Origin of the sequence: Corynebacterium sp. MSK047, from assembly GCF_030232285.1 — a bacterium.
GTDB classification, from domain to species: Bacteria; Actinomycetota; Actinomycetes; order Mycobacteriales; family Mycobacteriaceae; genus Corynebacterium; species Corynebacterium jeikeium_D.
Map to the genome: position 1 here is coordinate 39,954 of NZ_JASPJI010000005.1, position 25,101 is coordinate 65,054.

General features: G+C 58.3%; 25 protein-coding genes and 1 tRNA gene. 12 read left to right on the forward strand and 14 right to left on the reverse strand.

Going from position 1 to position 25,101, the window contains the following annotated elements; translation table 11 throughout:
• Positions 1-478 precede the first annotated feature (478 nt).
• Genes QP981_RS02865 through QP981_RS02875 form a run of 3 tightly spaced genes read right to left on the reverse strand, consistent with a single transcriptional unit; the run spans position 479 to position 3,005 of the window.
• The gene (locus tag QP981_RS02865) at positions 479-1,351 is read right to left on the reverse strand and encodes a metal ABC transporter permease (protein WP_284857404.1); all 873 of its coding nucleotides are present in this window, start codon (positions 1,349-1,351) and stop codon (positions 479-481) included.
• Positions 1,351-2,031, reverse strand: a complete 681-nt coding sequence (locus tag QP981_RS02870; protein ID WP_284857403.1) for a metal ABC transporter ATP-binding protein — start codon at positions 2,029-2,031, stop codon at positions 1,351-1,353. Before QP981_RS02870 ends, QP981_RS02865 begins: the two co-directional genes overlap by 1 nt.
• 2 nt (positions 2,032-2,033) lie before the next feature.
• Positions 2,034-3,005: a metal ABC transporter solute-binding protein, Zn/Mn family gene (locus tag QP981_RS02875; protein ID WP_284857402.1), complete on the reverse strand. Its 972-nt coding sequence runs from the start codon at positions 3,003-3,005 to the stop codon at positions 2,034-2,036.
• 315 nt (positions 3,006-3,320) lie between these two features.
• Between QP981_RS02875 and QP981_RS02880 the strand changes: the two genes are divergently transcribed.
• Positions 3,321-4,427, forward strand: coding sequence for a LacI family DNA-binding transcriptional regulator (locus QP981_RS02880; protein ID WP_284857401.1), 1,107 nt, complete (start codon positions 3,321-3,323; stop codon positions 4,425-4,427).
• 102 nt (positions 4,428-4,529) lie between these two features.
• Entirely contained in the window at positions 4,530-5,153 is a 624-nt protein-coding gene (locus tag QP981_RS02885) for a flavin reductase family protein (protein WP_284857400.1), read from the forward strand.
• Here the strand turns inward: QP981_RS02885 and QP981_RS02890 are convergent.
• The 3 genes from QP981_RS02890 to thrE all read right to left on the reverse strand — a co-directional run bounded on the left by QP981_RS02890 (position 5,135) and on the right by thrE (position 7,877).
• Positions 5,135-5,611, reverse strand: coding sequence for an META domain-containing protein (locus tag QP981_RS02890; protein WP_284857398.1), 477 nt, complete (start codon positions 5,609-5,611; stop codon positions 5,135-5,137). The genes QP981_RS02885 and QP981_RS02890 overlap by 19 nt on opposite strands.
• A gap of 14 nt (positions 5,612-5,625) precedes the next feature.
• Positions 5,626-6,003, reverse strand: a complete 378-nt coding sequence (locus QP981_RS02895; RefSeq protein WP_284857397.1) for a hypothetical protein — start codon at positions 6,001-6,003, stop codon at positions 5,626-5,628.
• 221 nt (positions 6,004-6,224) lie between these two features.
• Positions 6,225-7,877 (reverse strand): threonine/serine exporter ThrE, encoded by a 1,653-nt coding sequence (gene thrE / locus QP981_RS02900; protein ID WP_070595472.1) that lies wholly within the window; start codon positions 7,875-7,877, stop codon positions 6,225-6,227.
• Positions 7,878-8,237: 360 nt separating this feature from the next.
• Between thrE and QP981_RS02905 the strand changes: the two genes are divergently transcribed.
• Positions 8,238-8,313, forward strand: a tRNA-Thr gene (locus QP981_RS02905).
• 144 nt (positions 8,314-8,457) lie between these two features.
• On the opposite strand, the gene QP981_RS02910 is transcribed toward QP981_RS02905, so the two are convergent.
• A complete protein-coding gene (locus tag QP981_RS02910) occupies positions 8,458-8,592 on the reverse strand; it encodes a hypothetical protein (RefSeq protein WP_256374817.1) in 135 nt (44 codons plus the stop codon).
• Between the two features lie 451 nt (positions 8,593-9,043).
• Here QP981_RS02910 and QP981_RS02915 point away from each other — a divergent pair, with 451 nt between their 5' ends.
• Both QP981_RS02915 and QP981_RS02920 read left to right on the forward strand, forming a co-directional pair.
• On the forward strand, positions 9,044-9,616 hold the full coding sequence (locus QP981_RS02915) for a TetR/AcrR family transcriptional regulator (RefSeq protein WP_284857395.1): 573 nt from the start codon (positions 9,044-9,046) through the stop codon (positions 9,614-9,616).
• Positions 9,616-9,978, forward strand: a complete 363-nt coding sequence (locus QP981_RS02920; RefSeq protein WP_016421436.1) for a DoxX family protein — start codon at positions 9,616-9,618, stop codon at positions 9,976-9,978. Before QP981_RS02915 ends, QP981_RS02920 begins: the two co-directional genes overlap by 1 nt.
• Before the next feature lie 809 nt (positions 9,979-10,787).
• Here QP981_RS02920 and QP981_RS02925 read toward each other — a convergent pair.
• Positions 10,788-12,290, reverse strand: a complete 1,503-nt coding sequence (locus QP981_RS02925) for a hypothetical protein (RefSeq protein ID WP_070549865.1) — start codon at positions 12,288-12,290, stop codon at positions 10,788-10,790.
• A 590-nt stretch (positions 12,291-12,880) separates the two neighbouring features.
• Between QP981_RS02925 and QP981_RS02930 the strand changes: the two genes are divergently transcribed.
• Both QP981_RS02930 and QP981_RS02935 read left to right on the forward strand, forming a co-directional pair.
• Positions 12,881-13,288 (forward strand): arsenate reductase/protein-tyrosine-phosphatase family protein, encoded by a 408-nt coding sequence (locus tag QP981_RS02930; RefSeq protein WP_070603951.1) that lies wholly within the window; start codon positions 12,881-12,883, stop codon positions 13,286-13,288.
• Positions 13,289-13,414: 126 nt separating this feature from the next.
• A complete protein-coding gene (locus QP981_RS02935; protein ID WP_005511580.1) occupies positions 13,415-14,257 on the forward strand; it encodes a PaaI family thioesterase in 843 nt (280 codons plus the stop codon).
• Positions 14,258-14,266: 9 nt separating this feature from the next.
• Here the strand turns inward: QP981_RS02935 and QP981_RS02940 are convergent, their stop codons facing one another.
• The 3 genes from QP981_RS02940 to QP981_RS02950 all read right to left on the reverse strand — a co-directional run bounded on the left by QP981_RS02940 (position 14,267) and on the right by QP981_RS02950 (position 16,342).
• Positions 14,267-15,040 carry an alpha/beta fold hydrolase gene (locus QP981_RS02940; protein ID WP_284857394.1) on the reverse strand — a complete coding sequence of 258 codons (774 nt, stop codon included), beginning with the start codon at positions 15,038-15,040 and terminating at the stop codon, positions 14,267-14,269.
• Positions 15,030-15,797: an esterase/lipase family protein gene (locus tag QP981_RS02945; RefSeq protein WP_317614755.1), complete on the reverse strand. Its 768-nt coding sequence runs from the start codon at positions 15,795-15,797 to the stop codon at positions 15,030-15,032. Before QP981_RS02945 ends, QP981_RS02940 begins: the two co-directional genes overlap by 11 nt.
• Positions 15,798-15,919: 122 nt before the next feature.
• Entirely contained in the window at positions 15,920-16,342 is a 423-nt protein-coding gene (locus QP981_RS02950; protein WP_049172147.1) for an HIT family protein, read from the reverse strand.
• An 80-nt stretch (positions 16,343-16,422) separates the two neighbouring features.
• Between QP981_RS02950 and purD the strand changes: the two genes are divergently transcribed.
• The 3 genes from purD to QP981_RS02965 all read left to right on the forward strand — a co-directional run bounded on the left by purD (position 16,423) and on the right by QP981_RS02965 (position 20,035).
• The gene (purD, locus tag QP981_RS02955; protein WP_070643288.1) at positions 16,423-17,697 is read left to right on the forward strand and encodes a phosphoribosylamine--glycine ligase; all 1,275 of its coding nucleotides are present in this window, start codon (positions 16,423-16,425) and stop codon (positions 17,695-17,697) included.
• 239 nt (positions 17,698-17,936) lie between these two features.
• Positions 17,937-19,064 carry a pyridoxal phosphate-dependent aminotransferase gene (locus tag QP981_RS02960; RefSeq protein ID WP_284857419.1) on the forward strand — a complete coding sequence of 376 codons (1,128 nt, stop codon included), beginning with the start codon at positions 17,937-17,939 and terminating at the stop codon, positions 19,062-19,064.
• Positions 19,065-19,879: 815 nt separating this feature from the next.
• A complete protein-coding gene (locus tag QP981_RS02965; RefSeq protein WP_016421428.1) occupies positions 19,880-20,035 on the forward strand; it encodes a hypothetical protein in 156 nt (51 codons plus the stop codon).
• A 66-nt stretch (positions 20,036-20,101) separates the two neighbouring features.
• Here QP981_RS02965 and trpB read toward each other — a convergent pair whose 3' ends face one another.
• On the reverse strand, positions 20,102-21,427 hold the full coding sequence (gene trpB / locus QP981_RS02970; RefSeq protein WP_284857392.1) for a tryptophan synthase subunit beta: 1,326 nt from the start codon (positions 21,425-21,427) through the stop codon (positions 20,102-20,104).
• Between the two features lie 418 nt (positions 21,428-21,845).
• Between trpB and QP981_RS02975 the strand changes: the two genes are divergently transcribed.
• Positions 21,846-23,276: a TrkH family potassium uptake protein gene (locus QP981_RS02975; RefSeq protein ID WP_284857390.1), complete on the forward strand. Its 1,431-nt coding sequence runs from the start codon at positions 21,846-21,848 to the stop codon at positions 23,274-23,276.
• Positions 23,269-23,970 (forward strand): potassium channel family protein, encoded by a 702-nt coding sequence (locus QP981_RS02980; RefSeq protein WP_016421425.1) that lies wholly within the window; start codon positions 23,269-23,271, stop codon positions 23,968-23,970. The genes QP981_RS02975 and QP981_RS02980 overlap by 8 nt, the downstream gene beginning before the upstream one ends.
• A 10-nt stretch (positions 23,971-23,980) precedes the next feature.
• On the opposite strand, the gene QP981_RS02985 is transcribed toward QP981_RS02980, so the two are convergent.
• Both QP981_RS02985 and QP981_RS02990 read right to left on the reverse strand, forming a co-directional pair.
• Positions 23,981-24,322: a cupin domain-containing protein gene (locus QP981_RS02985; protein WP_016421424.1), complete on the reverse strand. Its 342-nt coding sequence runs from the start codon at positions 24,320-24,322 to the stop codon at positions 23,981-23,983.
• A 4-nt stretch (positions 24,323-24,326) separates the two neighbouring features.
• A complete protein-coding gene (locus tag QP981_RS02990) occupies positions 24,327-25,085 on the reverse strand; it encodes a thiamine phosphate synthase (protein ID WP_284857389.1) in 759 nt (252 codons plus the stop codon).
• Positions 25,086-25,101 lie beyond the last annotated feature (16 nt).

The following is a 25,101-nucleotide window of genomic DNA, read 5'->3' on the forward strand; positions in this document are numbered from 1 at the left end:
ATTCTGGCCGGTACTTATGGCTACCCCCAGTAGTTCAGCGCTTTAAAAATAATTCTATTCCTGGCGTGCGCTGGGAAAATAGCGGCGTTATTATCAATTTCAACAGAAAATTATCCGTCGTTTCCCGAGGGGAGGGTGGGCAAATGATGCTCCTAGAAATGGGGGCGTATTTGACCGTAGTTTAGGGGAGCGCACGGACCTAGCGGTGGCTTGTACAGCTAGCTTTTAGGTCACTGTGATGTCAGACCACGATATCGTCAGTGTTAGTTTTTCTGTCTGCCGGGTCATCCCATATCGGCAGTCTCGCAGTCTTGAAAAGAGCTGGGGGTGTTGGAGTCTTCTTTTGAGAATCCAGCAAAAATACGGGCAGCCCCTCGGTGGCAAGAGGGAAGGTGGACGCATCTTCTCCGCAATAGCCACTCGAGGGGCTGCCCGGTGTTTTTGTTGTTTTAAAAGCCACTCCGAAAAGCGTATGTATCTATTTGCTCCACTTGGCTGCCTGGACGTCGTCACGCGTTGCCTTGCGCGATTGCACCGCTCCAATGGCGTAGCAGATGAGGTAGATGACAAACGCGATTGTCGTCACTAGAACACTGACCGGGATGCCCGGTGCGAGCGAGAGGACGATGCCGCCAACAGCCGCGACCTCGGCGAAGATGGTCGAAAGGATGATGGCCTTCACCGGCGAGGCGGTGACGAATGCGGCCGCGGCACCCGGGGTGATAATCAGGGCGATGACGAGCAGGGAGCCGACAATTTGCACGCCCTGGGCGGCGACGAGACCGGTGAGAATCGCGAAGTAGATCGATAGCGCCTTGACGTTGACACCACAGGCGGCGGCCATGATGGGGTCGGCGGAGGCAAATAGCAGCGGCCGCCATTTCCAGGCAATGCCGCCGACGACGATGACCGCGACGATGGCCATCGTCCATAGAGAAGTGTCAGTCAGGCCAATGATCTGGCCGGTGAGAAGTGAAAACGCGGTACTGGTTCGGCCAGGGTAGAGGTGGATAAACAGCACCGATAGGCCCATACCGAAGCTCAAGACCACGCCCACAACCGCATCTTGGCGTCCTCTTAGCGACAGTGCTGCCAGGACTATTGCGATGACCACCGAGCCGATAATGGCACCGCTGCTGACGCTGACACCAAGTAGTAGAGCTGCGGATGCGCCCATGAGCGCTAGCTCACTGGTGCCGTGGACGGTGAAGCTCATCTGCCGCATGACAATCAGGGGCGAGATAATGCCGGAGATCAGTCCGAGCAAAGCTGCAGCGATGAGAGCATTGTGGACGAATCCGACCTGGAGTAGGGCAGCGGTGTCGGAGAAATACTGAGCCAGTAGGTTCATTAGGCGATAACCAACTTTCCCTCGACACGGGCAACCACAATTTTGGTTTGGTATAGCTCCGAGAGCGTCTCTGAAGTGATGATTTCCTCCACCGATCCGACCGCATGTCCATGCGGTGTCAGGTAGAGCACTCGGTCACAGACACCCAGGATGGGATTGATGTCGTGGGTGACAAAGACGACGGCCGTGTCATTGTCCCGGCGATGCCGGTCCAGACGCTCGACCGTGGTTCGTTGTGCCGCAGGGTCGAGGGAGAGCAGAGGCTCGTCGCAAAGCAAAAAATCCGGCGCCGAAACGAGCGCCTGGGCCTGACGGACAAGCTGCTGCTGCCCGCCAGAAAGCGTGCCGACGCGACGGTCCGCAATACCCGTTGCGCCGACGAACTCCAGCATTTCGTCGGTGGCGGAGCGGTTCTTGCCGGCTGCCAGCTCGACGAGGTCGCGAACCCGAATGGGTAGTGAGGGCTCGAACATCCGCTGCTGCGGAATGTAGCCCAGATTCCCGTCGACTTTTACTGAACCGTGAGTCAGCCGGCGCATGCCAAGGGCAGTGGTCAGCAGCGTGGATTTGCCGACGCCGTTCGGCCCCAGGATGGCTAAAAACTCGCCGGGCTCGACGTTCAAATTGAGGCCGGACCACAGCGGCTCAACGGCTGCGTCAGTAAAAGTCAGTGAGGGCAAAGTTATGCGGACTCCATATCGGAAAGGGTTTGCTTGTAGAGTTCAAAGAACGACTGGTCAGCGCTCGGCGACTCAAAAACATCGACGATTTTAACGCCCTTTGCCTTGGCTGCCTCGACGAGTCGCTCCGAAACCTGGTCGTGGGTCTGCGGTGCGTCGATGAGGTAGTCCAGCTCGCCGGACTCAATCAGCTTGAGCATTTCATTGACATCGCTTGCCGACGGCTCGGACTCATTCAGCGTGGACTGGCGGTAGCCCTTCGGGGTGATGTCCTCGACCTTCGTATCCTCCAAGATGTCATCGGCCAGCGGGTGAACCTGAGCAACCTTAGCGGCCTTGAGCTTGCTCTTGGCCTCTTCGATGTCCTTGATTTCCTTATCGACAGCCTTGGTGTCGGCCTTGGCGCCCATCCTGGTCAGAGCTTCGGCGAGCTGCTCTGCAGTTTCTTCAACCGCATCGGTGTCGTACCAGACGTGCTCGTTGGCTTCGCCGTCATGGTGGTGGTGCTCGTGACCCTCATGATCGTGACCCTCGTGGTCGTGACGCTCATGGTCGTGGTCGTGACCTTCGTGATCATGATCGTGGTCGTGGCCTTCTTCCTGCGGCAGCGCAGAGATGATGACCTTGTCCTTTGCATCACGTAGGGAGGAGGTCAGCCATGCGTCGTAATGCCCACCACCTGCGACGAGAATATCGGCCTGCTCTACCTTCGCCATGTCGGCTGCGGCCGGCTCGTAGGAGTGAGGATCGATGTCGTTGGACGCGATAATTGGGTCGATGGAGACCTTCTCGTCATCGGTGACTGCGTCGGCGACGTCTGCCCAGACCTTGGTGGAGGTGACCACCTTAATGGTGTCTTCAGACTTGTCTGCGGACGTAGCGCTGTCATCATTGCTGGAGCATGCGCCGAGACCTGCGACGAGGCCGGCGCTGGCGACCAGCGCCGCGATGCGCGTGGAAAAGCGTGCCTTCATATATGTATCCAATCCTGTTGCGGGCTGAATTATTCCGTTTATTCAGCTTCTGAGCATCAACCGCTATTGAAAACAGTTGTCTTTAGTACAAAGAATATAGTAGGGAATGCAGCGACCCCGTAACAAGGCAGATGGCTGCTGGCGTGGGAAAAATGACAGTCGCGCACATTCGTTGGGTAAAGTTGTCCGCGATTAGATGCGCGTGGTGCTTGTTGTAGTTCTTTTCCATAAAACTGAGGTTTTCTACCTGAGGTAGATGAGTGAAGATAGCTGAGCGCGCAGTCACTGTTGGTTTTCAAGAAGGGTCGGTATTCCGTGCAAAGTCGGCGTCGTCGTGGCACCTTGGCTTCCATCGCAGCAGAGCTTGGAGTTTCGCGCACGACTGTGTCTAATGCTTATAACCGTCCTGACCAGCTCTCGGAGAAGTTGCGGGAGCACATCCTGGAAACTGCGGAGCGCCTTGGCTATCCGGGGCCGGACCCAATGGCTCGCGGTTTGCGCATGCGCCGGGTCGGTGCCATCGGCGTGCTGTTCACCGAGCATCTCCCGTTCGCTTTCGAAGATCCCGCCTCAGTCGATTTCCTTGCTGGCCTGGCAGAGGAGCTCGGCGAAATGGGCGACTCCATGTTGGTCATCCCAGCTTCCTCCGAGGAAGGAGGGGATGTAGATCTCAATCTGATTCGGCAGGCGGTGGTTGATGGCTTCGTGGTCTACTCCGTCGCTGACAACGACCCGTTCCTCGCTGCGGTTCGCGCTCGCGGCTTGCCGACGGTCGTGTGCGACCAGCCTGCGGATGCGGCGGCTCTACCGTTTGTGGGCATCGACGACCGTGAGGCCATCAAGCCCGCGGTGCGCCATCTGACTGAGCTGGGACATCGCAAAGTGGGGATTCTGTCGGTGCGTTTGTCGCGTACCCCGAACTCGGGATATGTCACGGAGGAGCGGCTGGCAGAAGCTCATCACCAGGTGCAGAAGAACCGCGTTGAAGGTGCGCTGGAAGCGCTTGCCGAGGCCGGTATTCAGCAGGCAGATGTGCCCATCATCGAGCGTCACCTCAATGACCGCGAGAACAACCGCGATGCGGCCCGCCAGCTGCTGACTGACAACCCGGATCTCACAGCGGTGGTCTGTACCACCGATACTCAGGCAATTGCGGTCTTGGAATATGCCAAGGAGAACGGAATTCGTGTTCCTGAGGACCTATCCATCACCGGCTTTGACGGAATTGAGCGCGCCCTCTTCCACAAGCTGACCACCGTGATTCAGCCGAATAGGCAGAAGGGCATCGCCGTCGGTCGCGCGCTCGCCGAGGAACTTGAGGCTGCACACGAGGACAGTGGTCGCGCTCCTCGAGTCTTGCTGGAAACTGAGTTCGTCGTTGGATCGACAACGGCAGCGCCGCCGGCACCGTCAGCCAGGTAGTGGGCTGCTGCGGTTATAACATCGTGGCATTATCGGAGGTTCTTGGGGTAGTAAACCCCACCTCATCTTTACTGTGTTCGGATTCAGATTAAGGTCTATTACATGACAGACTCAACAAATTCGAGCACCGACCGATTAGCTGCGGCTCCCAATAGTCCGGAAGCCACCGGCGAAGACCATGTCGAACTTGGCGGCCCCGTCGAATTGAATGAAATGTCTATCCGTGGCGCGATGAGTGAGTTCACCACCGGCGTGACCATTATCGCCACCGAGGACGAGGGCGAGCCGTACGGCTTTGCCTGTCAGTCTTTCTCCTCCTTGAGCCTCACTCCACCGATGGTTCTGTTTACCGTCATGAAGACCTCGCGGTCCTGGCCGCACGTACGGAACGCTGGACGTTTCTCCGTCAATGTGTTGGCTGAGGATCAGGAGGATATCTCGGCTGCCTTCGGTCGCAGTAATGGCGAAAAGTTCAAGACGGGGAAGTGGACCCGCTCTGAGCTGGGCAATCCATTACTGCACGGCTGCTCCGTGTGGATTGATTGCACCGTCGTTGATGTTTACGAAGGCGGCGATCACTGGATTGTGACGGCGGATATTGTGGCTATCGGCAAGCGTGAAGAAATCAATCCGCTCATTTACCACCGCGGTTCTTACGCGCGGGTTTCGCACCCCGGCACCGATGCGCCTGTTGATCAGAAGTGGCGTCAGCGCCCCTCGGTGTAACCCGAGGTTGTCGCAGTCCAGCCACGGCGATCCTCACCTGGCTTGGTGTCTTTCATCTCTCGCATGCGCAGACCATTGTTGTCCTGCGTGTAGACGAATTCGCCCGCAACAATCTTGTGGAAGCGCTCCGAATAGGTCTGCGCCTGGTCTGAGCAGTCCAAACTTCGAGTCTGCTCCGGAGTGCCGAATTCGACCGCCTCGCCCTTCCACTGCAGCGAACCAGAGCCGTTGCCACAGGAATCAGCGAAGGTATATGTTGTCTGCCCCAGGGTAATAGTCGGTGCCTGAGCTCCGTCTGGAACACCGTGGGGCAGGTTTGGGTCATCAAAAATCGCAGTTATCTGCCATTGCTTGCCGACGATCTCCGCTGCCGGCTTTGACTGGCATGCGGTAGCCGTCATGGACGCTGCAGCAACGACAGCTACTGCGGCGACTACCCTGTTTCCGCTCTGACCCATGCTGTGCAACCCTGTTAGCTAGCTGCCTTCTTGGTGGTCTTCTTAGCAGCCTTCTTCGTCGTCTTCTTGGCGGCCTTCTTTGCTGCCTTCTTCGCCGTCTTACGAGTCGTCTTCTTTGCTGCCTTCTTGGCCGACTTCTTCGCAGTCTTCTTAGTGGACTTGCGCGTGCGCTTTGCGGTCTTCGGAGCGTTTTCCTTCTCGTACTCCTCGTGAACCTTCTTGAAGCTCAGGCCTTCCTTCTCCACTCCGAGCATGCACATCAGAGTGACGGCATCGTAGAAATCCTCGGCGAAGGTAGCCACAATTCGCCGTGCGCCAGCAGCGGTCTTTTCTTCGACCTTGTGAAGAGCCTCGTTCTGAGCAGTGCGAGTGTCTGTGACCTTCGGTGGCACGAATCCTCCTGGCAAGCATGGCCTTAATTGCGCCCAGTACACCTACTTCTGTCAGCCATCTCACCACACGCTCCCGTCACTGAGCTCAACGGAGTTCAGTGGAGAAGGAATGGGATTGTGATGACGCAGTTTCAGCTTTAAGCGCTACTTACAATTCAAAAATCTTATTCTACCACGTTGTTGATAGGTCGCGCGGTGTGGACAATGCTCCCACGGTACGGCTAGTCCACGCGCGGGTTCATACCGCCCTTGAAGCGGTAGTTGCGTGGACGGCGAGGCTTGTTCCGCGGATTCACAGGACGGATGCGACGCATACCGGCCCGGATTGGACGGGTCAGGCCACTGTCTTCGCGCAGTGCGCGAGGGCGACGGAGCCTGCGCGCCATCCATTCACCGAGGACAATGCCCGCAGCTAGTGCCGTCGCAATGCCCAGCGCTGAGGCCAGCGCCGTAAACCCCTTGGTCGGGTGGTCGTGCAGCAGTGCGTGCATACCGCGGTAGATTGTCATACCCGGAAGCAGTGGGGTTACGCCTGCCACTGCCGTAATTAGCGGCGGGATGGACCAACGTCGTGCCAGCAGGCCACCGATGAGACCAATCAGTGTTGCTGCCGCGCCTGCGCTGGTCACCGGATGAACTCCCAGCGGAGTCAACACGTAGTAGTAGGTCATTGACCCCAGCAGGGCGACCGTTCCGGACACTGCCAACGCAGTGAACCCAGCATTCGAGGCCAACGCAAATGCGATTGAGGCGGTAGTTCCCGCTATCACCCGCACTGTCGCCTGGGCCAGGTTGAGGTCGGAGCCCGCGATGACGTCGGGAAGCGGAATGCCCAGCATTCCAGAAAACTCGATGCCCATCGCGATGCCAGCGACGATGCCGCCGGTCAACAGCATGGTGTCGAAGAAGCGCGCTGAGCCAGTCACTGGCGCGCCGGTGATGCCGTCTTGCAGTGCTTGCACGAGGGTTAGGCCGGCGAGCATCACGATGATTCCCGAGGCAATTAGCCTGGATGGCTGCATTTCAAAGGGAAGGTATGCCTGTGCCGCATTGAGTACAGCAGCGGAGAGTGTGGCGATGAGACCGCCGACTGCGTTTTGGAAGAATGTGGGCAACTCGCGGGCGGCAAGCTCGCCAATCACAATGACAATGGCCAGTGTGACGGCAGCCGCGATGAGAGCGACCTCGAAACCAGAGCCGAGTAGCACTGTCACAGATGAGGCCAGCAACGCCCAGCCGGCGTAGATGACGCGGAGGCGGTATTTTGCGGGCTCACGCTCGACCTTGTCGATAGCCTCAATAGCCTCCTCCAGGCTCAGATGGCCCGCGCGAATTCGGCGGATGACACGGTCCGTGTGGCGCAAGCGCTCGAAGTCGGGCACTGGTGCGGTGACTACGCGCATAGCCGTAATTGGTGTGCGGCGGGCACCGATGAGGTGGTAGACCGTCACCGAGGTCAACGTGATGTCAACCTGGATCTGGGTGAGGCCATAGGCTGAGGTCACGGTCTTAATCTGCAGCTCGGTGTCGCGGTTGCCCGAGCCACATGCCAGCAGCAGTCCTCCGATGCGAGCAGCGAGATCGAGTACGGCCGTAACCTGGCTGGGGTCGGAATAATCAATCGGTGCCAGCGGCAGTGGGGTAGTGGTCGAGTGCACTAGGTCGACAGTTGCCGTTGGGCCGGAAACGAAATCAATCACGCGCTGCTTGAAGGTGGACTGATTGTCGATTGCAGGAAACTGGGTCTGCGGAGTGTCGTCGTAAGAGACAGTGGGGTCAGCGGGGTAAGCGACAGCGGCTTCGGCATCGTAGGCATCATCCTTCGCAGCGGAGTTTTCTTCGGCGTTGGATTTGTTGCCACCATCGAATGGCATGTCGACACTTCCTTTCCCCGATACTGCCTGGGGTGCGTTGCAGCGCTATTGCAAAGACGAGTTCTAGAGGCGTTGCAGCAACATAGCCCCAGTGATTTAGCGATAGTCACACTACCCCGTCGGTGACGGAGAATCTCAATTCGTTTTCGGTGGGGTGAATTTACCTATCTGAGCGGGGCTTTTAGTGTGCAGAAAAGTGTTCAAGAAGTGCGGTTGCAGTATTCCTGTGGTGTCGTTTTTAACTTCTGCTTGCCAACCTGTACAATCGCCTGTCAGCGGCACAGCTGAGTTCGATTCTCAGGTTGACTCTGATTCTTTCGAGCCAGCGACGGCTAACGCCAAAAGGGTCGCTTTAAAGTTGCCGGGATGGCGCAATTGGTAGCGCAACTGATTTGTAATCAGTAGGTTACGGGTTCGAGTCCCGTTTCCGGCTCCAAAGCCCCAGGTCAGGAAGTTTTCCGGCCTGGGGTTCTTTGGTTTAAGGGGTGCTTGCAACGGTATTGCAATTGTTTTCGTCGTCTCAATGCAAAAAACCCGCACCGGGAGGGCGCCGGGGGCGGCGGCAGGGGGGGGGCAGCGACTAGCCGCCGAAAATCGCCAGTGCGTCGGTGGCGAACGCCTCGATAATCGCGGAGTTGGCAAACCCACCCGCGCGGTTGATGTAGGCCGCCTCGGTCGTAGAGACGGAGGCATGCCCCAGTTGCAAGGTGGCCAACGCGGCGTTACCGGCCCCAGTCGTAGCTGTGGCTGCCGTGTGACGTAGGCCATGACAGGATATTATCGCGGGCAGTAATTCCCTATCCGTCTGTGTCAACATCGTCGCCGGCGAGGTGTGGCAAGCCTGCTCATGTTAGAGCCCGGCCAGAGTTTTGCCAGGGTGGGGCATGTGCCGGATGGGTCGTCGCGCATAGGCAGTACCCGCGTCGTCGGTGCCCCTGTCGTGTGTTGGCCGTGGAATAAGCTCGATAGGCTTATCGGCCAAGCGCTCGGCAATCCTCGAGTCTATTGGTCTGAGAAGCTGGTCTAGCAAAAACATGTAGGTGTGACGATCAGCTATAACTTTCCTCCCTGTAAGCAGGAAACCCGCTCGCCTCTCATGACAGCAATGTACTTGGATAACCACATCGCTACTTGACCGTAGATTGATGCAGCGATACGCTTTGAACATGTTCAGTGAACAAGTTCAATCAAGTCGTGCTACTCAAAAGGAGGCGACGCGCAATAAAGTCTTGGACACCGCCTATGCCCTTTTTGTGTCAGTCGGGTACGCGGATACAAATGTGCGTGCCATCGCGCAGAAAGCCAACGTCAGCGTTGGAACCGTTATGAGCGTCGGGAGCAAGCAGTCGCTGTTGGTTCAGACCATCGGACATCGAATCACCGTCATGCACGATGAGCTCCGCGGACAATCAGACAACCTTCTCGACGTTCTCGCTCCTTTTCTGAAAATGTTTACTGGGCAGGAAGAATTATCGAAAGCGTATGGCGCTGCCCTAATCACACAGGGAAGCAACGGAGAGATTCTCAACGAGCTTCGAACTCTCTTGGTAGATGAAATCGTGTTGCGCCTAGGCAACATGCTCCCTAAAGATGACGCTAGAGAGTTCGCAACAATCCTTTACAACATTTATCTTGGGTTGCTTCTTGGCTGGGCTGCCGGTGCATACGACACCGACGAACTATCCATTCACGCGAACAGTTCCATCTCCCGTCTTAAAATCGCGTACGGAGTAAAATAATGATTCTCGAATCTTCGCCTGCTTGGCCCTCCATCATTCTTGCCGCCATTTTGTTCGGAGATGCGGTACTCTCGCTCAAACCCGTAGCATTCATCGAGGCCTGCCTCAGAGGAGTACGACTTCCTACAGAGTGGTGGTGGGCTCTTATCGTTATCAAGTGCCTAGCAGCAAGTGGACTCATTATTGGGCTCTGGATACCAGGCATTGGAATAGCGACGATGGTTGGAGTCATTGCCTACTTCTGCACCGCAGCAATCGCACATATCCGAGCCAAGTTTCTAGGTAGCGAGTTTTGGGTCAATTGCTTAGGGATGCTCGCTATTTCACTAGGTGCTCTCATTGCAACACTGCTGATAGCCTGAGACGACCAATTTACCAATTGTGTTCGCCCATTGAGGGGCGCCGTTGCCCGCGCCGGGCGGCCTGCCGCGGGTGCCTGTGACCCGCTAGCCGCCTACCGCCTCGCCGGCCTGTCGAAGGGTATGAGCGTCTGCCTCGGTGCAGAAGGCATGACAAAGCCCTAGCTGATTGGTCGGGGCTGGGGGAATTGCGGAGTGGCGGGCTGCTGCGGGACTGGTAGATAGGCGTCCAGCTCTTCGACGGGTATCTGCAGTACTGCATCCGAGATGCCAGTGGCGAGGGCTGCGCGACTGGGCCCGCGCCGGGATGTCATACCCGACGACGTGGGGTGGCAGGAGCAGTAACCGGAATTGAGGGGTTGGGGGCAATCTCAGTCCCTTTTTATGCGCGGGGTAGGGGCGACGGGCAGGGGTTGCTGGGGCAAGGGGTGTGTGGCCCCTAGCCGACACCGCGCAGCCACCACGGGTTAAGTCTTGTACTCAGGCTGTGGCGTATGTCTAGCTGCGGGTCTACTTCGGAAAACTCCGCACTTTCCCAAAGGCTTTCCTCAAAAATTAGTAGGGGAGGTGCCCCTGTGCGGCGCGAGAAACGGCCTTTGACAGGCATAAATGGCATTATAGGTCAAACCTTTACAGGGTGCCCTAACGGTAGGTTACGGGTTCGAGTCCCGTTTCCGGCTCCAAAACCCCAGGCCAGGAAGTTTTCCGGCCTGGGGTTCTTTGGTTTAAAGGAGAAAAGTAGGGGGTTAAGTAGCGTGAGGGGTGAAATCGTCTAACAGAACGTCCGCATCCCTTCTGCCCCGTAAGCCGGCTTAGAAGCTGGAAGAACCACCTGAACCGGAAAACCCCGAGCTAAACCCGCTGTTGACGCCGCCGCTACTAGAAGAGCTGTCGCGGGCAGTGGTGGCATCGCTATCCCAGGTGCTCACGACATAGAAGGGCACGTAGCCGTGGTAGCCGGAGCCAGCGAAGAAATTAGAGTCGTAGATGCGCGTGCGCTCGGGGCGCTCGTCGGCCTCATTGCGCTTCTGCAGCTGGGACTGCACGTGCTCCGACAAGAGCGCGGAGCGATCCAAGAGTTCTAGGTAGCGCTCCATGAACTGCGGATGGTGTGGTTCCTTGGATAATTCAGTGGCGGCATCTTCCAACTCCTTCGCGTGGCGCTCAAGCGTCGAGTCGATGCTTGCGGCCAAGTAGCCTGCCTGTGCCAGATCCTTCCCCAGCTCGTAGAGTTCATAGCGGCGAGCATCCGCATCAGCGTTCTCAATGCGGTGCAGCTTTTCAATATTGACCTCAGCGGTTTCCACGCGCTCGCACAGTTGGCGCGCATTGGCGATGAGCTCAGAGCGTGAGCGGAATTGCTCATCTGGCGCATCCGCCGGAATCGACATGAGGGAACCGACCTGGCTATCGATCGCTAGGAAGTCATCGCGCAAACCCTCCCAGTCCTGGCGCAGGCGCTCATCCACCAGTCCTGATTGGAGCGAGTGCGCTCGAATATCAATCTCCCTTAGCCGTTGCGCCACATCGGTGTAGGTCTGCGACACGTAGTCCCAGTCCTCGCGTGCCTGCTGTGCCTTCTTCTGTCGGCTGCGGCGTATACCGCCGGCGAGGCCGACACCAGCGCCGCCAACGCTCAGGCCCGCCACCCCGAGGCCAACGGCCGCCCCCATCCGATCCTCTTTTGCGCCCTCGTACTGAGTATCCGCAGCACGGTCTACGTCGATTGCAGCCGCTGCGCCAGCAAAGAGGCCAGCAGGAATGTTGCCATCCCGCACGCCCGGCTTAATTGCTTCGATGGACTGTTTCAGATGGCTGTCATTCTTGCGTAGCTTCATTTGAGCAGCCACGTCCTCACCCGCGAAGACGAAGGCTTGGCGCGGATCAAGGCCCACGCCGACGAAGACCTGGCCATCAGCAAACTTATCCTTGCCGATGAGCTCCTGGTGGTTATCGCGCAGGTACTCCTCTACGGAGTCATTAACGTTTTCCTTGTTCTCGGCAAAGACCATGTAGTGCAGCTCTTGGACCACGTCAGGGGCGGCGATCAGGGAGACATCGCGAAGCATGCGCTCTTCTTCCTCTGGGGTGAGCACATCGTCCGGGTCCATGATGTCAGCCTGTACCTCACGCTGCGCAGTCTTCATGACGTAGTCGGAGCGCTCGGGCACATCGAGAATTGCCAAGCAGGTGCCCGCACCGACACCTCCGAGAAGTAGGCCGCTCACTGCTGCTGCGCCGATGATGGAGCCGATGGAGGTCACTTTGGAGCTGCGGTTGGCTGCAAAAGGTTTAATATCGCGAGAGTCGGTCACGGTGATTCTCCTATTCGCGAGCGATTGGCCCCGCCAATTTTATCCGGTCTAAGGGGGCCGGGGCGGGGAGCAAAGGATTCTTTTGAAGGCAGATTAAAGGGCAAATGCCTGTCGGGGGCCGGGGCGGGGGAATTTTCTGTCACTTATGCGCACGTTGTCGGAAGTCCCGGTCGACATATGGATGAGCTTTCCACTTATGGCCACGCTGCTGCGTATCGATAGGTGAATAGGGCATCGATAAGACAACGCAACACCGACAGCGGGACAACGCAACACCGACAGCGGGACAACGCAACACCGACAGCGGGACAACGCAACACCGACCGCAGAACAACGCAGCATCGACGCAACACCGACAGCCGGAAAATCACAGGTCACGGAGAATTCACATCTATAACTCCAGCCCCATGCTTCACAGGAGTTACACGCGTATGTAAAGTGGGCTTTGTTTTTAAGTCATAAGCGTCGATAGGGCTGGTCTCGGGGAAGGGCCTGCGCTATGGGCGCTTTTGGCATTTTTCTGTAAAACCCTCCAGAAAACCCCACAAGCTGGGGTGATTTCTCTGAGAAAAATATTCTACGATAGAGCCATGTCAGAGGTGCTCTTTGTCAGTAGTTCAAACATGGGACTCTCACGCGTACTAGAAGGGCTGCTGCGGCAAGCGGCCCCGGGCCTGACAGTTTTGTCAGCCGGTATCAGCATCGATGATGATGACCGCGGTCTGGATGAAGACGCGCGGCGTGCACTCTGTGAGGTGGGGGCACGGTGCGATGGAGATCCTCATCAGCTCACGCCATCTCTCGCGGACAGTGCGGATGTGGTCATTGTTGTGGGGAAAATCGACGTTTCGGACTACATCGCACCAGATGTAGAGACGGAGCGCTGGGAATATGATGACCCGGCTGACCGCGGCATTTATGGTTATCCCCGCTACGCGCAATTGCGGGATTTCTTCACTCGGCGCGTCAATACGCTGGCGGAACGGTTTGCTGCCTAAATAGTCGCTGACTTCATAAAAGGTGGGGCGCGGGAACCGTCGTAAAGCATGTGCTGAAGCCGACACACTTTTGTTTTCGGACAATAATACCCGCGTCCGTCCGGTCAGCACCTAATGTAAGTAGTTATGTCTATTGGTCCCTCGCTGCGACGCACCCTGTACAAGCTTGCTGAGAAAGAGATGTCCCCGGCTAAGGCAAAGTTCTTGCTGAACATTTGGCCGCCGCTGTTTGGCACCGGCATCCGTATCACCGAGATTGCGGATGACTGGTCGGCAGGTCGGCTGGAGCTGCGCCTAAACGCTCTGACTGCGAATATGCACGGCGCGGCATTCGGCGGTGCGCTGTTTTCGATGACGGATGTGCTGTTTGGCACGCTGGTTATGCAGCGCCTGGACGTCAAGAAGTACGAGGCATGGACCCGAACTGGGTCGTTTGAATTTATCCGCCCAGGTAAGAACGGTGCGTACCTCGAGGTAGAGGTGCCGGATGAGATGGTCGAAAAGCTTAAGGCCGAAACAGAAGGCGGCTATTCGACGGTCGTTCCATACACCTCTGTAATCCGAAACCGCGATGGTTCCCTGGTCGGTATTGGCCAGCAGGAGCTCTACGTGCGCCGTCGTGGCCGCAAGAAGCCGCCGGCCAACCCGAATCAGCAGGATCGTGTTGCCGGTGAGAACCTCATCTCTGCTGCTCGCACTCTTGCTCGGCTGGGGATGCGCGGGGTGGAAAACCGCGATGTGCTCGTCCAGCAGGAACGCACCGCACGACGCTGCATTTCGCCAGAGTCGCGTGCAGTCGCATGGCTCCACGGCGTCCTTGAGTACGGCGATGTCACTGTCGACGACTACCGCGCCGCAGGGCTTCCCGACGTCGTCATCGAGGCCCTCACCTCCGATAACCCCTCGCCAGCTGCGCAGCAGCTGCTTGCGGATGTCGTCACCGCGCGCGAGTCGTTGACCAAGTTCTAGGTCGAAGCTCTACGCCAATAGCCGAGTGATCAGATCGATCACTTCGGGGTCTGTTTGCTGCTTCCAATGCGCAACAGACCTGCCCTCCAGCTCGGATTCGAGCAAAACAGTTCGACTGTCCGGCAGGAAACTCTGCGCGGTATCGGACCACGGAATGACCAGACTGTCATGGTGGCTGATGACGTTAATCCAGTCAGGTGCAGCTGCCTTGCGCCCTCGGAGGTGTGGGGCAGTGTTGGCGGCAGGAAGGTCATATTTTTCTGCCGCTACCGCAATTTGATCGGCTAAAGCCTGTCCCATTAGCCAGCGGGCAAGAGACCCATTTCGCCAGCCCAAAATGCGGGAAATTCCAGTCAGATTTACGCCGCCGACAGAGCCCGACACACTGATGACACGTCGAAACGAAAAACGCTCGCATTCATGGTTTGCAAGACGCGTAAACAGCAGGAAAGCCAGTAGCCCACCCTGAGAGTGAGCCACAATGTCGACCGTGTCCGAGTTCGTTTCAGCGCAAACTCCGTTGATGTAGGCCTCGACTTCGGCGACAGAATCCGCAAGGGCAGCAGTGCCGCGGTTCCCGTAGGCCGGTACATAGACGCGGCGGCCGAGGGAGCGGAGCCCGTCGGCAAGCGGTGCCCACGCGCCGGGACTATCGAGCGTGCCATGTAATGCGATAACCGGAACGGGGTCGCTGAGGTTCCCCGCTGCCAGACTCGGATTTGGCAGGGACGGACGTGCGGCTGTCGGCGGGAAAATCCGTGTTAGGAGCGGTCTATTCCGCATGCTCGGTTGGGTCAAAATCCTCGCCTACCAGCCTGAATAGAGCCTCGCGAGTAAGAGTGCGGGGACGCCAATCGTGTGCCATCTGCTCATGCAAAACGATGGCTTGAGGGAACGTGTCCTGCACATAGAGATTGGTGACCATGCCTGTGTCACCGTCATCCAAGAAACAGGACTGCGGCGGGGAAATGAGCTGGTCATACTTAGTGGCAATACAGGTATAAGTAACGCCGGGACCGAGAATATCGTGAGAATTGGAGTTCAAAACCATCTTTGAGCCCGTGAGCTGTTCCAAGCCGGAAACGCCCCAGTAGCTCTGAACAAAGTTGCTCATCAGCGACCTCGTGCCGGGAATCTTAGTGATGCCGGAAGCGATGCCGCCCAGGTTGGTGCCGTGATTGGGGGCGGCAAGACAGACAACATGCTTGATGTACTTGGAAATGCGTAGAGAAAGCAGGGTGGCGATTAAGCCGCCTTGCGAGTGCCCCACGATAACGGCGTGCTTTGCGTCAGTGGCGTGCAGGACAGCCTTGATGTAAGGCACGAGCATGTCGATGGACTGATTGATGGGGTCTGTTGCACGGTGCCCAAAGTCTGGCGCGAAGACAGCCCAGCCATCTTCCCGCAACTGACCGCCAAGGGTCTCCCAAATGCCCTTGACCTGGCCTGTTCCGTGCAGGAGGATGACCGGCCACGGCCGAGACTTGGATACTTTGGCTCCCCAGTTATCTTCGAAAACACCGCGCAGCGGACGGAAGATGGCATAGGGAAGCGATGCTGATCCTTCAGCTGCAGCCGGTTGTTGCGCCTCCGGTTCCTGCGCTTCAGGGGCAGGGACTACCGGAAGTTGTTCTTCCCGAAAATCCTCGTTTGAAGCGGCGATTAGCGCACCAACTTTCCGTCTTCGTCAGTCCCGAGGGCCTTCCGTAGCTTGGCGGCGGCCTCATCCATGGACTCTGCGGAAGGATTGCGATCTACCGACTGTAGGTTGTACCCGGACATATCGTGGGCAGGGAAGATATGAATGTGCGTGTGCGGAACCTCGAAGCCGGCGATGAGGTAGCCAGCACGCGGAGCGTCAAAAGCGGAGACAACAGCCTGACCAACCTTCTGGGCAACCTCATTGAGGTGAGCCCACAGCTCAGGTGAGGCATCCGTCCACTTGTCCACCTCTTCAACAGGGACGACCAGTGTATGACCAGGTGCAATTGGCTCGATGGTCAAAAATGCGACGACCTTGTCATCGCGGTAGACAAAACGACCGGGGAGTTCACCGTTGATGATCTTGGTAAATACTGTGCTCATGTGCCAAGGGTAACCCGAATAGCGGATTGAGGGGTTGGGTGCGATGAGAGTTATCCGGGCTGATTAGTAAGATGATTGCTATGCGCATCCTCGTAATTGGCTCCGGTGCCCGTGAGCACGCCCTGTTGTACGCAATGAGTAAGGACCCGCAGGCTACTGATCTTCACGTAGCCCCTGGTAATGCGGGTATGAGTGAAATTGCAACCATGCATCCACTGGTCGTGGATGACCCCGCTGGCGCTGTTGCGCTGGCCAAGGAAATTGGGGCCGATTTGGTTGTTATTGGCCCGGAGGTTCCGCTGGTCGCGGGTGTGGCAGACGCACTGCGCGACGCTGGTTTCGCGGTCTTCGGCCCGAACGCTGACGCAGCTCGGATTGAGGGGTCCAAGGCTTTCGCTAAGGACGTCATGAAGGCGGCTGGGGTAAAGACCGCCTCGGCAGAGGCCATCCAGCCGGAGGCCTCCGACGAAGACATCGAGGCCGCCATTGACCGCTTTGGCCCGAACTGGGTCGTGAAGGATGACGGTCTGGCTGCTGGCAAGGGAGTCGTGGTCACTAAGGACCGCGCTGAAGCTCTCGAACACGCAAAGGCTGTTCTGGCCGCCGGTAACCCGGTGCTGCTGGAGTCCTTCCTGGACGGCCCGGAAGTTTCCCTGTTCTGCCTGGTCGACGGCGAAACCGTCGTCCCGCTGTTGCCGGCTCAGGACCACAAGCGCGTCGGTAATAACGACGAGGGGCCGAACACCGGTGGCATGGGTGCTTACAGCCCGCTGTCCTGGCTGCCGGAAGGCGCAACTGAGCGCATTGTCACCGAGGTCTGCGAGCCGGTCGCTCGTGAGATGGCCGCTCGCGGTTGCCCGTTCCAGGGTCTGCTGTACGCAGGTCTGGCCTGGGGCGAGGACGGCCCGGCTGTCATTGAGTTCAACTGCCGTTTCGGTGACCCGGAGACCCAGGCCGTGCTGGCGCTGCTGGAGTCCCCGGTGGCGCAGCTGCTCAACGCCGCTGCTACCGGAACATTGGCGGACTTCGGTCCGCTGTCTTGGCGTGATGGTTACGCTCTGACTGTTGTACTGGCCGCTGAAGGCTACCCGGTATCGACGCGCACGGGTGATGTCATTGAAGGTGCAGAGCCTGGCCGCGAGGAAGATGGCATTCTCCACGCAGGTACTGCCCGCAATGCTGCAGGTGAGCTGGTCTCCGCTGGTGGCCGTGTGCTCAACGTCATCGGCGTTGGTGACACGCTGGAAGAGGCCCGCGACAAGGCGTACGAGACCATCAAGACCATTAAGCTCGAGGGCTCGCACTACCGCACCGACATTGCACTACCTGCAGTTGAGGGCCGCATTTCCATCTAAATAATGCCCGAGGTGTTCAGGCTGCACTCGGATACCTCACTGGTGCACCCACCCGGGTTGAACTAGATTTCCCGGGTGGCCTCGGTGGCTGCAAAGATGAAGGTATGCACGCCGAATCTCCGCAGTCGCCAAAGTCGTCGCAGTCACCGCAGCCGTTAAACTCCTCGCAGTCACCGCAGGCATCCCAGCCCCAGCGCGACCTAGCATCCCGCCGCTGTGAGGTCGCACCCTTCCATGTGATGGATGTTCTCGCGCTCGCACAGGAGCGTCAGCGTACTCACGGTGATGCTCTATTCCTCTGCGTGGGACAGCCCGCGACCGCGGCCCCGGCTGCCGCGATTGCCCGTGCGCGTGCTGATTTAGAAAATCAGGTTCTGGGCTACACAGCGGCCGTCGGCACGCCTGAGCTGCGTGAAACCATCGCCGCCTGGCATCGTGAAAACTACGGCACGGCCACGGAAGTCGCTGATGTTGTCATCACTACCGGTTCTTCCGGCGGTTTCGTAGCGCTCTTCCTCGCAGCCCTCGATGTTGGCGACGACATCGTGCTCGCGCGCCCGGGCTATCCCGCATACCGCAATACGCTGCAGGCGCTCGGCGCCAACATTGTCGAGATTGACTGTGGTCCTGAGACTCGTTTCCAACTCACCGCCCAACACCTGGCGGCACTTCCGCGCGTGCCCAAGGCCGTGATTGTCACCAGCCCGGATAATCCCACTGGCACCATTATCGATGCCGACGAGCTGCGTGCCATTGCGAAGTGGTGTGAGCAGCACGATTGCCTGCTCATTTCCGACGAGATTTATCACGGCATTACTTATGGCCGACAGTGTGCGTCTGCACGCGAGTTCTCCGACGCGGCGGTCGTGGTCGGCAGTGTCAGTAAGTACTTCTCGATGACCGGCTGGCGCGTCGGCTGGCTAATCGTTCCCAAGTGGCTGCGTGCGCCGCTTGATCGCCTCGAAGCCAACCTCACTGTCTGCCCGCCGGCAATTTCGCAGGAAGCCGCGGTAGAGGCGTTCAGCGCCGAGTCCATTGTCGAGCTCAATTCGCACGTGACGCGTTACGCGCGCAACCGCGACGTTTTGCTCGAGGGGCTGCCCCGCGTCGGTCTTGGCAATATCGCCCCGCCCGACGGCGGTTTCTATATCTATGCCAATATCGCAGGGCTTTACGACGACCCGAACTCCGTCGACTCCATGACATGGGCACGGGAACTGTTGGCTGCAACGGGCGTGGCCGTTGCCCCTGGAATCGACTTCGACACAGAGAACGGCCATGAGTGGGTTCGCCTCTGCTTCGCCGGTGAGACTTCCGAGATGGAAGAGGCTGTTCGGCGTATTGGGGTATTTACTGGTCGTCGTTAAAGCGGCTTTAGTGGCGCTCACGGTGTGATTTACCTCACCCTTTCAGGGGTGTTTTTCAGCCGGTCGAGATAGGGAGCTCGACGGGCGAATCGCTGCTTTAAATCCTCTACCGGCGGCCACTGGTAGAGCCGATGTTGGGGCATTCCTGGAAGGAGCCGTTGGGCCTCTGTTTTCTTGATCGCCCGTTCGCTCTAAAGGCGGAAAAACTGCCTCAGATTGAGGGCTCTGTGGCTGCAGTCACATCAAGTGAGGCTGGGGTTGGGGCGATAGTGGAGTGGGGTGGGCTTCGTGGCAGCATCTTTGACAGCCGGCAGCTCTGTCGGTGGTCTATTTCCGCTGGCAGGGGGACCCTTTTTCTTTAATTGCCGATGGGGTTGACCTCTGAGGAGTTGACGGCTATCCCCGCACGGGGTGACGATTGAGCGCGGTGTGTAACTCATGTTCAACGATGGTTGCAAGCGCTTTTAGTGGGGATAGTTTATGTCCGACCGAAAGATGCTTCCGCGCCCTGTTTTTGGCTGTGTAAAAGCGCGATTTTTGAAGCCGCTGTCGGGAGCGGTGAAGCGAGGCTTGGGGTGGCGCCGAGGGGTGCTGTTTGTGGTGCAGTGATTGAGCTAAAAAACGTCCAAAAGTTAACAAAAGGTTAACTAAAAATAAAGTTTAGTGCTTGCCAGGTTGCGTGTTGTGGTCTACGGTTGCAAGTCATAAGTTCCAAACGGTTCGATGAAACATTGTTTCAACTGCGGAATCGCAAAGAATCGGTTGGAGAAGTCCAACAATAAAGATCAAAGAGATCTTAAGAGAGGTGACCTCTGATGAACGCATTCAACGAGATTATGGATACTGTGTCCCCGATTTTCCGGGACGGCAAGGAATCTAAGCAGGATGCGCTGGCATCGCTGCTTGCCGAAGCCATCGTGGAGGCGAACCCGAACCAGGGCATCGCCGCCGACGACCGCCGCGCTGCCTAACAAGAATTAGCTTTGGTCCGATTCCTGCTAGGCAGCTAGTGGGGAAACAATCCCTACTGGTTATTCCTACTGGTTCAGGAACTCCCGGACCTGCTCCATATCCTTATCACCGCGACCCGACAGGTTCACGAGCAACAGCAAAGGCTCATCGCCTTCGTGAACCGGCAGCCCGAGCTCGCTACCAGCGGCAGGGTCGGTTTCACGGAGTCGCGCAATTTTAATGGCCTGCGCCAGCGCATGCGAGGATTCCATCGCCGGAATAATGCCCTCCATGCGGCTGAGCAGCTGGAACGCTTCCAGCGCCTCCTCGTCGGTAATCCCGACATAGCTGGCGCGGCCATTCTCCTTCAGCATGCCGTGCTCCGGGCCAACAGACGGGTAATCCAAGCCCGCCGAGATGGAGTGCGATGGCAACACCTCGCCGTCGTCGGAAAGCATGACAAATGAGCGCATGCCGTGAAGGACGCCAGTCTTACCCGCGTTGATGGGCGCGCCGTGACGATCGGTGTCGAGTCCCTCACCTGCGGGCTCGACACCAATGAGGGCGACATCGGAGTCGTCGATGTAGTTAGCAAATGCGCCGATGGCGTTGGAGCCGCCACCGACGGCTGCGATCACAGCGTCGGGAAGCTTGCCGTAACGCTCGACCATCTGACCGCGTGATTCCTCCGAGATGACCTGCTGGAATTCACGCACGATAGTGGGGAATGGGTGCGGACCGGCGGCGGTGCCCAGCAGGTAGAAAGTGGAGTCGAGAGTCTTGCTCCACTCGACCAGTGCCTCGTCAATAGCATCTTTCAAACCGGCCTCGCCGGTGGTGACGGGAACGACCTTCGCGCCCATGAGCTCCATGCGCTCGACATTGGGGTGCTGGCGGGCGACATCGTGCGCGCCCATGTAGATTTCGCACTCAAGTCCCAGCAGCGCTGCGGCCATCGCGGTGGCCGTGCCGTGCTGGCCTGCACCCGTCTCAGCAATGAGGCGGGTTTTTCCCATGCGCTTTGCCAGCAGCGCCTGGCCGACCACGTTGTTGCCCTTGTGCGCGCCGCCGTGGTTCAAATCCTCGCGTTTCAGCACAATCGTCGTGTTCGGCGTGGATAGACGACGGCATTCGAACAGCGGGGTTGCGCGGCCGAGGAAATCACGACGCAGCTCTTCCAGCTCGCGCTGGAACTCCGGATCGCTCATCGCCTCGATGTAAGCCGCTTCCAGCTCATCGAGTGCTGGCAGCAGGAACTCTGGCACTTCCTGTCCGCCGAAGCGACCGAAAAATGCAGGTAAGAGGGTTTCGCGCACCTCGCCCGCGCCGTTAACGCTTGCCGACGGCACCCTAGTTGCAGTCGGTGCTGAAGCCTTGGCGATGGCATCCGCGCTGGGGTTGTAATCAGTCATTGAGGGGGCCTTTCGTTGCTGTTGTTTATTTCAGCGGGCCCTGGTTCTCTTCGTCGAGCCGACAAAAGAAAAGAGCCCGCCAGATTTATCTTCTTGCGAGCTCGTACTTGACGGGTTTGCCGTCGACATTAATGAGATGACGTGACGTTGCTCGCGGACTTAAGCGAGCCACCACCACTGTGCGCCGCACGGCGCGGGTGTGTTCATCAGGGGTGTCATCATGAATCTGACCATAACTCAAGGTTTCCGCAGTAGCCAAAGCGGGTGGGGTGTGGGGGCGGGGATTGGGCGCGAAATGTGTACGGGATATCGCAACTGTGCCTGGGGTGTAGGGCAGTTCCCCTATTAGTCGGGTACGCGTAAGGGGCAGAATTCTCGGATCCCCTCGACACCGCTGGCCACGAGGACTAACGTTCCGATGGTGATTACGCTGTCGCGGCAGACCACTAAATCACGTCGGGGAGTTCGTCCCACGACGTTGGTGGTGTGGTGCTATGTCGCCCTCATAACCGTTGGCACGGTTTTGTTAATGCTGCCGATTTCGGCAGCCAATAGCCACCCCACGGGGCAGTGTGCCCCGAGCCCTGGGGATATGTGCCTGCCCACGGCGCTGTCTGATGCGCTGTTCACAGCCACCTCGGCAACGAGCCTGACCGGATTGATCACCGTAGATACGGCTACCCATTGGTCAACCTTCGGCAAAGTCGTCATCATGTTGTTGATTCAGCTGGGTGGCCTCGGGTTCATGACCTTGGCTTCTCTTTTTGGCCTCTTCGTAGCAGGAAGGCTCGGCCTGAACCGCCGTGCCGGTGCGCGCGTTGAGGGCCGCGGTATGGACATGGGCGAGATCTCGTGGGTTGTCCGTGCTGCCGTTAGCTTCACGCTGTTGGTGGAGTTTGTTGTGGCAGTGGCACTTATGCTGCGGTTCCACCTAGGTTATGGGTACGGCTGGGGGAGAGCTGCGTGGGAGGGCTTGTTCCATGCCATCTCAAGCTTCAACAATGCCGGTTTTGCTCTGTATACGGACAACGTCATTGGGTTCCGCAGTGATGCCTGGATACTTTTGCCGTTGGCCTTCTCTCTTATCGTTGGTGGTCTGGGTTTTTCTGTTCTGCTCGAGGCTTGGCGACACCTGAAAGCGTGGCTTAGTGTCCGCACGCGAGGGCAGTTGCCTAAACGCTGGTCTCTGACTACTCGCTTCACTATCAAAGGCACCATCCTGCTGATTGCTTTGGGCACAATCATGGTGGCATTTGGTGAGTGGTCCAATGCCATGTCTGGATTCACTACAGGGGAGAAGATACTCAACTCATTCTTCGCTAGTGTGAGCCCGCGTACCGCGGGGTTCAACGCGCTCGATTACGCGGACTTCCACCCATCGACACTGCTGGGCACTGACTTCCTCATGTTCATTGGCGGCGGCACCGGTGGTACTGCAGGTGGCGTGAAAATCACGACGTCGGCAGTCATTCTCGCCGCCGTTCTCGCGGAGATTCGCGGTGACACCTCCGTGTCCGTGGCTCGGCGGCGCCTCAATCCAAAGGTGCTGCGTCAGGCCCTCGTCGTTCTTGCATTCGGTATTGGCCAGGTTTTTCTGGCAGTGATCGCCGTCAGTTTCCTAGCGCCACAGTTTTCTACTGATCAAATCCTTTTTGAAGTAGTCAGTGCCTTCGCCACGGTAGGCCTATCCACAGGCATAACCGCTAATCTGCCGGTGGCAGCACAGGCAATCTTCATCGTGCTGATGTTCGCCGGACGTGTTGGTCCAATCGCCTTGGCGACGGCCTTGGCCGCCCGCCCACGCCAGCGCATCTACGAATATCCAGAAGAAAGGCCCTTCATTGGCTAACTCGAAATTCAATCCGTTTGCTGGTTTTGCAGAGCATTTCGCCGACCAAGTCAGCTCTTCTCCTGTTGTAATCCTTGGCATGGGGCGTTTCGGACAGGCGCTCGGCGAGGAGCTGGTCGCTGGCGGTATCGAGGTTCTCTGCGTAGACCATCGCGAAAAGGTGGTTCAGGAGCTGTCCTCGACCTTCGACCACGTGGTCACCGCCGACACCACCATGCCGGAAGTACTGAAGCAGCTCGGCGTCGATGAAGCCGAACGTGTGGTCATTGCCATCGGCAGTGATATCGAGGCGTCGTTGCTGACCGCGTCCGCACTGGTGGACATGGATGTGCCGCTGATTTGGGCAAAGGCCGATAACCAGGCTCACGCCAAGATTCTGGGCCAGATCGGTGTGCACCATGTCATTCGCCCGGAGGCCGACACCGGCCGTCGTATTGCGCACCTAATCGGCGGCAAGGTCCAGGACTTCCTGGAGTTCGATCGCGACTACGCAGTCGGTAAGGTCGCCCCACCAATCCATTGCCTGGATAAGACGGTGGCGGAGATTAACCAGAGCGCACCGATTACGGTTGTCGCCGTGCAAAAGCGCGGTCAGCGCTTCCGCCCTGCGCTTGCCGACGACCGCATTACCGCAGGTGACCTGTTGATTGTCTCGGGCGCCATTCGGCAGTTGGAGACGTTCGCCGGAGAGTAGGCGTTGATTGCTACTTGTCGCCGTGGCTGTCGATTCCTTCGACTCCCGTGACCGTTGTCAGTAGGAAGACGGAATCCGCTAGAGCCTTCACTCCGTGCTTGACGTGGGTGAGCACTTTGAGATTGCCCTCGGAAATCGTGGTTTTATCGGCACCGGTGATTTCAACTTCGCCAACAAGCACAAGCATCGAGGCTGCGGGCGGCGAGTTATGGGCGGAAAGCTCAGTTCCTTCAGTCAGTGCGATGAGAGTCTGGCGTAGCGGGCCGTCGTGGACAACAATTTCCGCAGCGCGGCCATTACTGTTGCTTTTGGCCTGAGCGAGAAGTTCGTCCTTGTGGGAAAGAATCCTCATGGTCCTAGCTCCTTGGTGAAACCACAGCGCGCAGAGCACGCGCTGTCTCTTCCGGATTCGCTGCCTCGGTCAGTGCGCGAACCACCACAATGCGCTCCGCGCCAGCGGCGATAACTTCGCCGGCGGTCTCGGCGTTGATACCGCCGATTGCCCACCATGGCTTTACCGGGTCACTTGCGCCGCGGTCGTGCGGGCGCACAATATCGGCCACGGAATCCTGGTGGGACTCCGCTGAACCCTGTGCACGCACCCTCCGCACGAGTGCCGCAGCTTCACGGACCATCTCGACTCCGACGGGTTGACGGTCGGGCTTCGTCGGGGTGGCATACACCGGGCCGATTACCGCGTAATCGATGCCATCGTCGGCAAGCGAGGCGGCGAACATGTCCAGATTTCGGTTGGAGCGGCCGATGAGAACCTCGGGGCCAACGATCTGGCGGGCCTGCTCGGTGCTGAGGTCTTCCTGGCCCACATGCAGGATGTCTGCGCCGGTCAGTGCGGCAATGTCGGCGCGGTCATTGACGGCGAAGAGCTTGCCGTGTTCAGCGGCGACCTCGGCGAGGGTCTCCACGGCGGCGATCTCGTCGCGGGTGTCGACTTTCTTGTCGCGCAGCTGGATGATGTCGGTGCCGCCTTCGTAACAGGCGTGCAGGAACTCGCGCAGATCACCACGGGATGCGCGCGAGTCGGTGCAGAGGTACAGGCGGGCGTCGGCAAGCAGGGCGCGTCGTGTTGTGCGAGTGGCGGCTGATGAGGCGTTCATGTCCCCATGTTAGGCG